We start from the raw sequence: 11938 nt of genomic DNA on the forward strand, positions 1-11938 counted from the left end.
GCCCGTCCGCGTTCGGCCGGGGCGGCCAGTGGCGGAGATCCGCCGGAGGGGCAGGACTCGCCGGAGGCGAGCGGCCGTCGAAGAAGTGGACGTGACTCGGAGGGATCCGAGGTGGACTGCTTCGGAAGGGCTCTGAGGTGGACCTGGTTCGGAGGGCTCTGAGGTGGACCTGGTTCGGAGGGGGTCCGGGATGGACCTGGCTCGGAGGCGGTCTTCCTGCGGAGCTTCCAGAGCGGATGTCATCCCGGGGGCGAGGTCAGCCTTCGATGAGGCGGAGATAGATCTCCTCCAGGGACGGCCGGGTCACCGTCAGTTCCGGGATCTCGCCGTCGAACCGCCGGGTCAGCTCCAGTACGGTCTCGGTGGGGGTGTCGGTTTCCAGGGAGCCCCCCGCCCAGCGGACCGTCGCCTTGGCGGTGGCCCGTCCGCCCAGGGTCGTGGGCTCTCCTTCGGCCACGATCCGGCCCTTGGCGATCACCGCGACCCGGTCGGCCAGCGCCTCGGCCTCGTCCAGATAGTGGGTCGTCAGCACGATCGTGGTCCCCTGATGGGCCATGTTCCCGATCAGCTCCCAGAACTGGCGGCGGGCCTCGGGGTCGAACCCGGTGGTCGGCTCGTCCAGGAAGAGCAGTTCGGGACTGCCGATCACGCCCAGCGCCACGTCCACCCGGCGCCGCTGGCCGCCGGAGAGCTCCCGGATCCGCTTGCCGGCCTTGTCGGCCAGGCCGACCTGCTCGATCACCTGATCCGGATCCATGGCGTTGGGGTAGTAACCGGCGAAGTGCCGGACTGTCTCCCGCACCGTCGCCTCGGCCACGTCGTTGGCCGTCTGCAGCACCACCCCGACCCGGGAACGCCACTCACGCGTCGGCCTGCCCGGGTCGGTCCCCAGGACGCTGACCTCACCCGAGTCACGCTGCCGGTAACCCTCCAGGATCTCCACCGTGGTCGACTTCCCCGCCCCGTTGGGCCCGAGGATCGCGAACACCTCGCCCGCCCTGATGTCGAGGTCGATGCCCCCGACCGCCTGCACGTCGCCGTAACGCTTGGTCAGCCCGCGTACTTTCACCGCTGTGGTCATGTCTCAAGATTCGTCCGGCCACGCCTCACCCGGCACCAACGGCCGATGGAATCCCGTGTCCTCCATTCGGAGGACACGCTCGATTCAGACCCCGGGGACACGGGGTTCAGAGGCGGCGATCCGGAGTCCGGATCCGGTGGCTGCGGACTCCGGCGACTTCGGACCAGGCGACTTCGAATCCGGTGGTTGCGGATCCGGTGGTTGCGGGGACGCGGTCGAGTGAGGGGCGTGACGGCGCGTGCCCCGTCCGCTCGAGGAGCGTGCTGACGCGGAGCCCGGCCGGGTACGGCGAGGAGGGACAGCCGGGCGGGGCCGTACGGCGTGGGCATGCGCGCCGGGCCGTACGGCAGGACCCCGCACGCCGGACCGGAGGCGGGGACGGACACCGGATCAGAAGAGGGTGGGGTTCTCCGGCTCGATGCCGCGCAGGGCGTCGTAGTCGAGGGTCACGCAGTCGATGCCGCGGTCGGTGGCGAGCACCCGGGCCTGGGGCTTGATCTCCTGGGCGGCGAAGACGCCCTTGACCGGCGCCAGCAGGGGGTCGCGGTTGAGGAGTTCGAGATAGCGGGTGAGCTGCTCGACGCCGTCGATCTCGCCGCGGCGCTTGATCTCCACCGCCACGGTGGCGCCGTTGTGGTCGCGGCAGAGGATGTCCACCGGCCCGATCGCCGTCATGTACTCGCGCCGGACGAGCGTGTAGCCCGGGCCCAGCGTGGTGATGTGCTCGGCCAGCAGTTCCTGGAGGTGGGCCTCGACGCCGTCCTTGATCAGACCCGGGTCGACGCCCAGTTCGTGGCTGGAGTCGTGGAGGATCTCCTCCATGGTGAGGATGAGCTTCTCACCGGTCTTGCCGTGGGTCACCGTCCAGGTGCCCCCGTCCTCGCGGAGCTTGCACGGCGGGTTCATCCAGTTGAGCGGTTTGAACGCGCGGTCGTCGGCATGGATCGACACGCTGCTGTCCGCCTTGATGAGGATGAGCCGGGGGGCCATCGGGAGATGGGCGGTGAGCTTTCCCACGTAATCCACGCTGCAACGAGCGATGACCAGTCGCATGAGCGACAACCCTACCGGCCCGACGGGACCGGCCGCCCTGCGAAGAGGACGGCCGGTGGACGCGACGGGCGGCGGGGGAGGTCAGCGCGCGACGGCGGAACCGTCCCGCACGACTTCGGAGAGCTTGACCCGCGCACCCGTGCGCAGGATGGCGCGCTCGTAGATCCGGGCGCCCAGGATCAGCACGGCCCCCGTTGCGACGATCATCAGGGCCGCCGCCACGCCCATCTCCCACAGGGGAACCTCGCCGGCCGCCGTGCGGACCGGCATGACCATCGAGGAGAAGGGCGGGATCAGCGACAGGATGCGGGCCACCGAGTTGCCGGGCTCGATGGCCGCGAAGTAGGACACGAAGTAGGCGGCCATGATCAGCATCATCATCGGGGTGAGGACGCTGCTGACCTCCTCCTGCCGGGAGACCAGCGAGCCGAGCGCGGCCGCCAGCGTGGCGAAGAAGGCGTAGCCGAGCACGAACCAGAACAGCGTGCTGACCACGACACCGCCGATCCCGGGCGGCATGTCGGAGGTGAAGCCGCTGATCGTGGCGGCTCCCAGACCGGCCACGATCACCACGACGAGGTTGAGCAGCGCCAGCGCGCCCAGTCCCACGATCTTGCCGCCGAGCAGTTGCCAGGGGCGGATGGAGGTCAGCAGGATCTCGACGATGCGGCTGCCCTTCTCCTCGACCACGCCCATGGCGACGTACATGGACGGCTGGAGGAGCTGGAAGAACAGCAGCATGACCAGCAGCGTCGCGATGCCCGTCCGCGCGCCGGCGTAACGGGTGTCGGCGCCGACGGAGACCTGCTCCAGCGGGGCGACCCGCATCGCCTCGGCGACCTTGGCGGCGTCGAGCCCGGCCGCGGCGAGTTGCTTGCCGGCCTGGGCCGTCTGGTGCGCGCCCTCCAGCAGCAGGCCCAGCTCCCGGTCCACCTCGCCGTCGGCGAGCACCCTGCGGTCGTCGACCACGACCGCGTCCACCTCGCCGTCGAGGACGGCCTTGCGGGCGGCGGCCTCGTCCGCGAACGGCTTCGTGGTGATCGTGACGTCCTTGTCCGCCCCGGTGAGGGCGGGCTGCAGCGTCGAGGAGCCGACGAATCCCACGGTGTAGGAGTCGGGGCCGGAGAAGAGCCTGGGCAGGAAGGCGAGGGCGCCCACCAGCAACGCGCTGATCACCAGGCCGATGACGAACGCTTTCGTACGGCCGCGCGTGGCGATCTCCCGCCGCGCGACCAGCCACAGTCCACTCATGCGATCTCCCCGCCCATCGGCCCGGAGCCCGCGTACGCGAGCGTGCCGTGCCCGTTGATCCGCCTGCTCATGCCACTGCCTCCCGGAAGATCTCCGTGAGCGTGGGCCGCTCCCAGCCGAAGTGCTCGACGGTCCCCGCCTTCGTGGCGGCGCGCAGGATCTCCTGGTCGCTGCCGTTCACGTCGGCGAAGAGCACCTCGTCACCCTTTTCGGTGATATTTCCGCCCAGGCCGGCCGTCCAGCCGGGCGCCGCGTCCCGGACCACCACCTTGAGCAGGCGGCGTCCCTCACGGGCCCGCAGCTCCTCCACCGTGTCACTGGCCACCATGCGACCGGCCGAGATGATGCCCACCGAGTCGCACAGCCGCTCCACCAGGTCGAGCTGGTGGCTGGAGAAGAGCACCGGGACGCCCGCCGAGCGGCGCTCGAGGAGCACCTCGGCGAGCGCGTCGACGGCGATGGGGTCCAGGCCGGAGAAGGGCTCGTCCAGGACGAGCACCTCGGGCCCGTGCACCAGGGCGACGGCCAGCTGCACGCGCTGCTGGTTGCCCAGGGACAGGGCGCCCACCTCGTCACCGGCGCGTTCGGTGAGCGAGAGCCGCTCGAGCAGGTCGGCCGTGGCCTTGGCCGCCTGGGCGGCGGACATGCCGTTGAGCCGGCCGAAGTACTGGACCTGCTCGGAGACCTTCATCTTCTGGTAGAGGCCGCGCTCCTCCGGCATGTAGCCGAACTTGCGCCTGTCCTCGAAGGTGAGAGGCCTGCCGTCCCACCGCACCTGGCCGGAGTCGGCGGCCAGCACGCCCATCAGGATGCGCATCGTGGTGGTCTTGCCCGCGCCGTTGGCGCCCACGAAGCCGAACATCTCGCCCGGCTTCACAGCGAACGACACTCCCGTCAGGGCTGTTTTGTCGCCGTAGCGTTTGTGCAGATCGTCGATCTCTATCATCAGGGGGATCCTTCGGTCAGTCTTTTCAACACGGAAACGTAGTCGTTGAACGCGCGGCGCCCGTCATCGGTGAGTGAGAGCCAGGTGCGCGGCCGTTTGCCGACGAACACCTTCTCGACCTCGACGTAGCCCGCTTCCTCCAGCGTGATGATGTGCTTGGAGAGCAGCGAGTCGCTCACCTCGATCGTGTCCCGCAGGAAGCGGAACTCGGCCTTGTCCGCGGCGGCCAGGGCAGCCATGATCGACAACCGGACCGGCGCGTGGATGAGGTCGTCCAGCTGGTGGCGCGGGTGGGAGCCGTTCCCGCTCACCTTTCCGCCCGGAGGATCCGCCAGGCCGCGTAGAACAGCGGCAGGCTCGTGCAGACCGTCAGCGCGACGATCGCCGTGATCCAGCCCGCGCCGGGGTCCTCCGGGAGGAGGAACATCCCGACCACGAGCATGACCACGGTGAGGATGCCGTAGGTGACGGTCACCGGTCCGGTGGGCTTGCCGGCCCAGGCGATCTCGCGATCCTGGATGCCCAGCCGGTTGGTCTGGACGACGGAGAAGACTGTGAGGGCGAGCCATATCGCGGCCACCGCGAGCTTGGACCAGCCGGGGCCGAGTGACATGGCCAGCCAGTAGACGATGGTGAAGAACCCGGTGACCAGGAACGTCACCCCGACCTCCCGCGCGGGCCGCCGGGCCCGCCGGTCGACCTTGTCTATGTGCCGCAGGGCGTTTTCAGGTGTGAGGTTCTCTCCCATGTTCCCTCCTCGCTCATCTATTAAAACGCTAGACGATACTCAACTCTCATTCAAGTACTCTTCTGAGATTGAAAACGGAGAGCCGGGCGGGGCACCCGGCCGGTGAGGCGGGTGGGTCATCTCTGGGAGACTGGTGGGGTGCCGGGGCGGGCCGCCCCGGCGGCAGCACGTTCTCGGTGCGATGGGGAGAGTCGATGGCGGGCACCTTTGAGACGGTCGGCGTGGTCGGCCTGGGCACGATGGGCGCGGGGATCGCCGAGGTGTTCGCCCGTGCCGGACTGACGGTGATCGGGGTCGAGGCCGATTCCGGAGCGCTGGAGCGCGGACGGGGCCACCTGGAGGCCTCCACGGACCGGGCCCTGGCACGAGGCAGGCTGACCGAGGAGCAGCGGACGGAGATCCTCGCCAGGGTGACCTTCACCACCTCCCTGGAGGACCTCGCCGAGGCCGACCTGGTCATCGAGGCCATCCCCGAGGTCATGGACTTCAAGCGGGCCCTGTTCACCGACCTCGACCGCGTCTGCAAGCCCTCCGTGGTGCTCGCCACCAACACCTCCTCGCTGTCGGTCACCGCGATCGCGGCCACCACCACCCGGCCGGGACGGGTCGTGGGCATGCACTTCTTCAATCCCGCCCCGGTCATGAAGCTGGTCGAGGTGGTCCGCACCGTGACCACCGACGAGGGGCTCGCCGAGGAGGTCGCCGATCTCGCGCGCCGCCTCGGCAAGACGCCGGTCGTCGTGGGCGACCGCGCCGGGTTCGTGGCCAACCGGCTCCTGCTGCCCTACCTCAACCAGGCGGCGGTCATGCTGGAGAACGGCGTGGCGGGCAGGGACGACATCGACGCCGCGATGCGGCTCGGCGTCGGGCTGCCGATGGGCCCCTTCGCCCTGCTCGACCTGATCGGCCTGGACACCTCCTACGAGATCTGCGAGGTGCTCTTCCGCGAGACCCGTGACCGCCGCCACGCCCCGGCGCCGGTCCTGCGCGAGCTCGTCACCGCCGGCCGGCTCGGGCGCAAGTCCGGGCAGGGCTTCCACTCCGCGGAGGAGCCCGAGAGCCCCTCGCCGGAGGAGAAGCCGTCGGCGAGATCGGTGGGGGTGCTCGGGGAGGGAGCCGAGGAGTTCGGCGCCCGGCTCTCCGGGGCCGGGTTCAAGGTCGTCGACGCCGACGACGCCGAGCTGGTCATCGCCCTGTCGCGCACCCCCGTGGTCGAGCTGGCCGTACGGCTCCCGCACCCCGAGCGCCTCGTCGGCCTGCACCTGGTCGGCGACCGGATCGCCGAGGTCGCCTCCACGGTGCTCACCTCGCCGGAGACCGCGAGCGTCGCCCACGGGCTGATGCGCATCCTCGGCCTGACCCCGGTGCCCTGCAAGGACCGCGCCGAGTTCGTGGTCGACGCCCTGCTGTACCCCTACCTGAACGACGCCGTGCGCATGTACGAATCCGGCTACGCCGCGATCGAGGACATCGACACGGCCATGAAGCTCGGCTGCGGCTACCCCGAGGGGCCGTTCGAGATGCTCGACCGGCTGGGCCTGGAGACCGTCCGCGACGGTCTGCGCGCACTCTACGCCGAGTACCGCGACCCCTGCTTCGCCCCCGCGCCGCTGCTGGACCAGCTCGTCACCGCAGGGGTGCCGAGCATCCGCGACCTGTCGTCGTGAGCCCGCGCAGGGCCAGGCGGATGGACCCCTTCGACCGGGGATCGGGCAAGACCTCCCGGCCCGTCGGGCGCTCCGTGCCCGGCGTCGACCAGATCGAGGAGTGGCCCGACGGCGACTGGCACGTCCGCCGCCTCACCGGCGCCGGGGCCGACAAGACCTACCGGTGCCCGGGCTGCGACCAGCTGATCAGCCCGGGCGTGCCCCACCTGGTGAGCTGGCCCGCCTGGCAGGGCGGCGAGGAGGAGCGCAGGCACTGGCACACCGCGTGCTGGCGCAACCGGACCAGACGCGGTCCCGGTCGCAGCCGCTACTGAAGGCCGGTGCCGTACCGGCGGCGGGGGGCCGGGACGCACCGGTCAGTCATGGCAACGAACCCACGAAAGGCATGAGATGGAGATCCGGGCCGCCACGGTCCTGCCCGCCAGGCGCGAGCCGATCGAGCTGCACACGGCCGACGGGCTGACGCTCGTGGGCGAGCTGGCCCTCCCGCCCGAGCGGCCGCCGGTGGCCACGCTGATCTGCCTGCACCCGCTGCCCACGCACGGCGGCATGATGGACAGCCACGTCTACAAGAAGGCCGCCAACCGGTTGCCGGCCCTGGCCGACCTGGCGGTGCTGCGCTTCAACACCCGCGGCACCGGCTCCGAACGGGGCACCTCGGAGGGCGCCTTCGACGGCGGGGAGGGCGAGCGGTTCGACGTCGCCGCCGCTCTGGAGTACGCCGAGTTCCACGACCTGCCGAACGTCTGGCTGATCGGCTGGTCCTTCGGCACCGAGCTGGTCCTGAAGTGGGGCCACGACCCGCTGGTGCACGGCGCCATCCTGCTCTCCCCGCCGCTGCACCGGGCCGGCGACGCCGACCTCGACGCGTGGGCGGCGTTCGGCCGCCCGCTGACCGCGCTGGTCCCCGAGTTCGACGACTACCTGCAGCCGCCGGAGGCCCGCACCCGCTTCGCGCGGGTGCCGCAGGCCGAGGTCGTCGGGGTGGACGACGCCAAGCACCTGTGGGTGGGCGAGCCGTACGTGCGGATCGTGCTCGACGAGATCGTCCGCCGGGTGAACCCGGCCGCCTACCCCCTCCCCACCGAGGTCGCCGACTCATAGAATCTTGTTCGGTTCGAGCCGCACGGTGCGGCGTTCACGGACAACGAGGAGGCGGCCGTGCAGGCGTTCGATCTTTCCGGCCAGAAGGCGTTCGTCACCGGCGCGTCGCGGGGCATCGGGCGGGCCATCGCGGTCGCGTTCGCCCAGGCCGGCGCGGACGTCGCACTGGTCTCCCGGTCGGCCGAGTCCCTGGCCGAGACGGCCAAGGAGATCGAGGCGCTCGACCGCCGGGCCGTGGTGATCCCGTGCGACCTCACCGACCGGGACGCCGCGGCGGCGGCCGTACGGCGGGCGATCGAGGACCTGGGCCACGTCGACGTGGTGGTCAACAACGCGGGCGGGTCCAACTTCCTCGTACCGTTCAAGGACCTGCGGCTGTCCGGGTGGGACAAGCTGATGCGGCTCAACCTCGACTCGGCCATGGCCGTCTGCCACGCCTTCGCCCCCCACCTCCTCGACCGCGGCTCCGGATCGGTGATCAACGTGTCCTCGGTGGCGGCCAAGGGCGCGCCGTTCCTGGCCCCGTACGCCGCGGCCAAGGCGGGCCTGGTCGCCCTGACCAAGACCCTGGCCCTGGAGTGGGCAGGCAGCGGCGTCCGGGTCAACGCCCTGTGCCCGGGCTGGACCGCCACCGACCTCAACCGCAACCTCTGGGAGGACCCGGCCTCGAACGAGGCGACCGTCCAGACCGTCCCCATGCGCCGCTGGGGCACCGCGGAGGAGATGGCGTACCCGGCGCTGTTCCTGGCGGCCCCGGCCTCCGCCTACATGACCGGCCAGGTGCTCCTGGTCGACGGCGGGGTCAGCGCCACCTCATAACGGGTCCATAGTCAAGGGGTGTCAGATCGGGTGTCCGCCATTACGGTGGACGGCGTGCGCCTGTACACACGATCGGCGGGCGAGGGACTTCCGGTCGTCCTTCTCCACGCGTTTCCGATGTCATCGACGATGTGGCTGGCCCAGCGCGAGGGACTCGCCGCCACCTGCAAGGTGATCACTCCGGACCTGCGCGGGTTCGGCGGCTCGCTGCTCGGAGACGACGAGCCGTCGCTCGACGCGATGGCCGACGACGTCGCACGCCTCCTCGACAGCGAGGGCATCGACCGCGCCGTGATCGGCGGCCAGTCCATGGGCGGTTACGTGACCATGGCCCTGTGCCGCCACCACCCCGACCGCCTCCTGGGGGTCATCCTGGCCGACACCAAGGCCACCGCCGATCCCGAGCCCGCCCGCGCCAACCGCGAGCGCATCGCTGCCGCCGTCCTCGACAAGGGCCCCTCGATCCTCCTGGAGGAGGTCCTCCCTGCGCTCGTCGGCCCCACCACCAAACAGCGCCGCGCGATGGTGTTCGGCCGCATCCGGGGCCTGGTCCAGTCCGCCCCGCCCGCCGCCGTCGCCTGGGCCCAGCGCGCCATGGCCGCCCGCCCCGACTCCTTCGACACCCTGCGGGCCCTGAAGGTCCCCGTGCTCGTGATCGTGGGCGAGGAGGACGAGTTGTCCCCGCTCTCCGACGCCGAGGCGATGACCGAGGCGGTCCCCGACGGCCGCCTGACCGTGATCGAGAAAGCCGGCCACCTGAGCGCCGTCGAACAACCCGAAGCCTTCAACCGCGCGGTGACCGGCTTCCTCAGGGAGCGCATCATCACTTCGTGACGCCGGGTACGGCGAGGTGGCGCCGGGTACGGCGCAGGTGCTCAGCAAGGCACCGGAACCGGTGCGGCGAGGTGGGGAGCGGTGGTGGTCGGCGCCGTTGTACGGCGGGCGGGAACGCGGCCGAGGACGGGTGTTTCAACGCGTGGCCGGGGTGGGCGGGGCGCTGTGCGGGCGGGTGTTCCGGCCGGCCGTCTCAGCGGGGCTCTGGTGCGTTCAGGTCTCCGGCCTGCCCGGGTGCGCGGGGTGCGGTCCTTTTCCTGCTCCGGCCTGCACACCCGCCCGCTCCGCGCCCGTCCCCGCTCCGCTGTACTCATGACCCGCCGTAGTGGCGGACCTTTCCCGGACGCCCAATGTCCTGTGAGCGGCTGAAGCAACCGGCAGCGGGGCCGTTCAGGGCGGACCGCCGTTGCCTCGCGGCCGTGCCGGCGGGAAGGAGCGCAGGACGGGCCGCCGTAGCCGGTTCAGGATCTGGTCATTCCCCGTCGACCACGCCGGTGTTCTGGCAGGCGGTCAAGAGCCACCGCCCGTCCTCCTTCGCCATGACGAACAGTGGCGTGCCCACGTCCGTCCCGTCGGGCGACTGATACACCTGGCGCACTTTGACGGCGGCGACGTCGGGGCGAACGAAGAGCACGTGTTCCACCTCGAACGTGACCGTCGTGCCCTGCATCCCGCCGGGAAGCACCTGGTGGGTGAAGGCGGAGATCGCATCGCGGCCGAAGAGGCGCTTACCGTGGCCCGTCGTCCAGATCGCGTCGGCCCGGAACAGGGCGACGAATGCGTCGGGAAGCTCATGGTTCTGGGCGTGTTCAACCGCGGCGACCACTTGCTTGATCGCTGTGATCTCGGCGGTAGCTGTTGTGCTCATGAAGATCACGGTAGAACCTCGATTTGACTTGAGGTCAAGATCCCGGGCGAGGCTCACCCACTTGCCCATGTTCCATCCCGCACCCTGTCTGGCGCCGGCTGCGGCGGCGCGTCCGAGGTGTGAGTGGACAACGTCCTCGCACGGGATTTCCGGGATCGGAAGCCTGCCGGACAGCCCTTTTGATGAGGCGATCGGATGAGGCTTCTGCCGGACCGCTCCGCGGTGATATGACGAAAGGCGATTCTGGCGTCGAACCCGGAGATCACCGAACGTGTGAAATGGAATGCCCCCAGCTTCTGTCACGACGGAGTGGACAGAGTGACCTTCCTGCTCCGATCGGCCGATCGGCTGCAGCTCGTTTTTCACCGCGGCGCCAAAGTCCGGGACGACAGCGCCGAGTCCTCCTTTGAGGATCCCACGGGATTGATGAAATGGCAGGCGCCCGATAGGGCTGTCGTGTCATTACTGAGGTTGAACTCGTGGTGTCGTAGGGGCTGATGGCTCGTCGTCCGTGCGGTATCACCGGAGCATGCGATATCCACAAGGAGGCGGGCTGACGCCGAACGGCAGCAGTTCCGCGAGGAGTTACGGCTCAAGGCGGCCGAGCGGTCCGCTCGGGGCGAGGCGAGCTCGGTCATCGCCAAGGCCCTGCGCGTCAACGTCCGCTCGGTACAACGGTGGCGGCAGAAGTGGGAGCAGGGCGGTCCGCGGCCCCTGCGGTCGCAGGGGCCGGCATCGCTGCCGAGGCTGAGCCAAAAGCAGTTCGCGCAGCTGGAGGCGGAGCTGGCCAAGGGGCCGACCGCGCACGGCTGGGAGGACCAGCGCTGGACACTGGCGCGGATCAAGACGGTGATCGGTCGGCGCTTTCACATGGCCTACACGATCCAGGGTGTGCGGAAACTGCTGGCGCGTAACGGCTGGTCCTGGCAGGTCCCGGCCCGACGGGCCATGGAGCGGGACGACGGGGTGGTGGCCGGGTGGGTCAAGCAGGTGTGGCCCTGCGCGGAAGACTCGCGGCGGCCCGTGGAGCCTGGCTCGTCTTCGAGGACGAAGCCGGATCCTCCATGACGCCGCACGTGAAGACCCGGTCACAGCGGTCACAGCGCGGCCGGACCCCGGTGGTGCGGGTCCGCGGCCGCTCCCGAAGACGGATCTCCATCACCGCGCTGACCTGCGACAAACCCGGTCGCCGCTCCAGGCTCATCTACCGGCCCCGCCATGACGACGGCCGTCGCGATGGGCGCAAGAGCTTCTCCTGGCGCGACTACCGGGACCTGTTGATCGCAGCACACCAGCAGCTCGGTGGCCCGATCGTTCTCGTCTGGGACAGCCTCAACGTCCACAAGGCCGCCGACCCGCAAGAGTTCGCCGAGGCCCGGGACTGGCTGACCATCTGCTATCTGCCGCCCTACGCACCCGACCTCAACCCAGTCGAGGGGATCTGGTCCCTCCTGTGACGCGGCTGGCTCTGCAACGTCGCCTTCAGTACCCCTGAACACCCCGTCCAGCGCCTACGGCACATCCAGTACCGCAGCGAACTCATAGACGGCTGCCTCGCCGAGACCGG

At 70.2% G+C, this 11938-nt stretch carries 15 protein-coding genes; 8 read left to right on the forward strand and 7 right to left on the reverse strand.

What is annotated here, in order from left to right; all coding sequences use genetic code 11:
- Nucleotides 1–256 precede the first annotated feature (256 nt).
- The 6 genes from Psi01_RS03485 to Psi01_RS43100 form a co-directional block, all read right to left on the reverse strand.
- Nucleotides 257–1081: an ABC transporter ATP-binding protein gene (locus Psi01_RS03485; RefSeq protein WP_204062452.1), complete on the reverse strand. Its 825-nt coding sequence runs from the start codon at nucleotides 1079–1081 to the stop codon at nucleotides 257–259.
- A gap of 390 nt (nucleotides 1082–1471) precedes the next feature.
- Nucleotides 1472–2134, reverse strand: a complete 663-nt coding sequence (gene nucS, locus Psi01_RS03490) for an endonuclease NucS (RefSeq protein WP_204062453.1) — start codon at nucleotides 2132–2134, stop codon at nucleotides 1472–1474.
- An 81-nt stretch (nucleotides 2135–2215) separates the two neighbouring features.
- On the reverse strand, nucleotides 2216–3385 hold the full coding sequence (locus tag Psi01_RS03495; protein WP_204062454.1) for an ABC transporter permease: 1170 nt from the start codon (nucleotides 3383–3385) through the stop codon (nucleotides 2216–2218).
- A 67-nt stretch (nucleotides 3386–3452) separates the two neighbouring features.
- Nucleotides 3453–4331, reverse strand: coding sequence for an ABC transporter ATP-binding protein (locus Psi01_RS03500; RefSeq protein WP_204062455.1), 879 nt, complete (start codon nucleotides 4329–4331; stop codon nucleotides 3453–3455).
- Nucleotides 4331–4642, reverse strand: a complete 312-nt coding sequence (locus tag Psi01_RS43095; protein ID WP_275424486.1) for a winged helix-turn-helix domain-containing protein — start codon at nucleotides 4640–4642, stop codon at nucleotides 4331–4333. The genes Psi01_RS03500 and Psi01_RS43095 overlap by 1 nt, the downstream gene beginning before the upstream one ends.
- Nucleotides 4639–5079, reverse strand: coding sequence for a hypothetical protein (locus Psi01_RS43100; protein WP_239127013.1), 441 nt, complete (start codon nucleotides 5077–5079; stop codon nucleotides 4639–4641). The genes Psi01_RS43095 and Psi01_RS43100 overlap by 4 nt, the downstream gene beginning before the upstream one ends.
- Nucleotides 5080–5273: 194 nt before the next feature.
- Between Psi01_RS43100 and Psi01_RS03510 the strand changes: the two genes are divergently transcribed.
- From Psi01_RS03510 to Psi01_RS03530, 5 genes are all read left to right on the forward strand, one after another.
- Nucleotides 5274–6746 (forward strand): 3-hydroxyacyl-CoA dehydrogenase family protein, encoded by a 1473-nt coding sequence (locus Psi01_RS03510; RefSeq protein ID WP_204062457.1) that lies wholly within the window; start codon nucleotides 5274–5276, stop codon nucleotides 6744–6746.
- A complete protein-coding gene (locus Psi01_RS03515; protein ID WP_204062458.1) occupies nucleotides 6743–7060 on the forward strand; it encodes an Rv1322 family protein in 318 nt (105 codons plus the stop codon). Before Psi01_RS03510 ends, Psi01_RS03515 begins: the two co-directional genes overlap by 4 nt.
- 76 nt (nucleotides 7061–7136) lie before the next feature.
- Nucleotides 7137–7850, forward strand: a complete 714-nt coding sequence (locus Psi01_RS03520; protein ID WP_204062459.1) for an alpha/beta hydrolase — start codon at nucleotides 7137–7139, stop codon at nucleotides 7848–7850.
- A gap of 57 nt (nucleotides 7851–7907) precedes the next feature.
- Complete coding sequence (locus Psi01_RS03525; protein WP_204062460.1) at nucleotides 7908–8669, forward strand: SDR family NAD(P)-dependent oxidoreductase; 762 nt, start codon at nucleotides 7908–7910, stop codon at nucleotides 8667–8669.
- A 54-nt stretch (nucleotides 8670–8723) separates the two neighbouring features.
- The gene (locus tag Psi01_RS03530; protein ID WP_204062461.1) at nucleotides 8724–9503 is read left to right on the forward strand and encodes an alpha/beta fold hydrolase; all 780 of its coding nucleotides are present in this window, start codon (nucleotides 8724–8726) and stop codon (nucleotides 9501–9503) included.
- A 472-nt stretch (nucleotides 9504–9975) separates the two neighbouring features.
- On the opposite strand, the gene Psi01_RS03535 is transcribed toward Psi01_RS03530, so the two are convergent.
- Nucleotides 9976–10440 (reverse strand): SgcJ/EcaC family oxidoreductase, encoded by a 465-nt coding sequence (locus Psi01_RS03535; RefSeq protein WP_239127016.1) that lies wholly within the window; start codon nucleotides 10438–10440, stop codon nucleotides 9976–9978.
- A 174-nt stretch (nucleotides 10441–10614) separates the two neighbouring features.
- On the opposite strand from Psi01_RS03535, the gene Psi01_RS44490 reads away from it, so the two are divergent.
- From Psi01_RS44490 to Psi01_RS03550, 3 genes are all read left to right on the forward strand, one after another.
- Nucleotides 10615–10869 carry a DUF1801 domain-containing protein gene (locus tag Psi01_RS44490; RefSeq protein ID WP_373872464.1) on the forward strand — a complete coding sequence of 85 codons (255 nt, stop codon included), beginning with the start codon at nucleotides 10615–10617 and terminating at the stop codon, nucleotides 10867–10869.
- Between the two features lie 138 nt (nucleotides 10870–11007).
- Nucleotides 11008–11439, forward strand: coding sequence for a helix-turn-helix domain-containing protein (locus Psi01_RS44495; protein WP_373872465.1), 432 nt, complete (start codon nucleotides 11008–11010; stop codon nucleotides 11437–11439).
- The gene (locus Psi01_RS03550; protein ID WP_204062463.1) at nucleotides 11349–11828 is read left to right on the forward strand and encodes a transposase; all 480 of its coding nucleotides are present in this window, start codon (nucleotides 11349–11351) and stop codon (nucleotides 11826–11828) included. Before Psi01_RS44495 ends, Psi01_RS03550 begins: the two co-directional genes overlap by 91 nt.
- Nucleotides 11829–11938: the final 110 nt, after the last annotated feature.

The sequence above is a fragment of the Paraplanobispora siamensis genome, assembly GCF_016863175.1.
Lineage (GTDB): Bacteria > Actinomycetota > Actinomycetes > Streptosporangiales > Streptosporangiaceae > Planobispora > Planobispora siamensis.

Coding starts and splice junctions, on each gene's coding strand:
- nucS (WP_204062453.1), bottom strand. CDS start 2,134: ATGCGACTGGTCATCGCTCGTTGCAGCGTGGATTACGTGGGAAAGCTC.
- Psi01_RS03500 (WP_204062455.1), bottom strand. CDS start 4,331: ATGATAGAGATCGACGATCTGCACAAACGCTACGGCGACAAAACAGCC.
- Psi01_RS03520 (WP_204062459.1), top strand. CDS start 7,137: ATGGAGATCCGGGCCGCCACGGTCCTGCCCGCCAGGCGCGAGCCGATC.
- Psi01_RS03495 (WP_204062454.1), bottom strand. CDS start 3,385: ATGAGTGGACTGTGGCTGGTCGCGCGGCGGGAGATCGCCACGCGCGGC.
- Psi01_RS03485 (WP_204062452.1), bottom strand. CDS start 1,081: ATGACCACAGCGGTGAAAGTACGCGGGCTGACCAAGCGTTACGGCGAC.
- Psi01_RS03510 (WP_204062457.1), top strand. CDS start 5,274: ATGGCGGGCACCTTTGAGACGGTCGGCGTGGTCGGCCTGGGCACGATG.
- Psi01_RS43100 (WP_239127013.1), bottom strand. CDS start 5,079: ATGGGAGAGAACCTCACACCTGAAAACGCCCTGCGGCACATAGACAAG.
- Psi01_RS03535 (WP_239127016.1), bottom strand. CDS start 10,440: ATGGGCAAGTGGGTGAGCCTCGCCCGGGATCTTGACCTCAAGTCAAAT.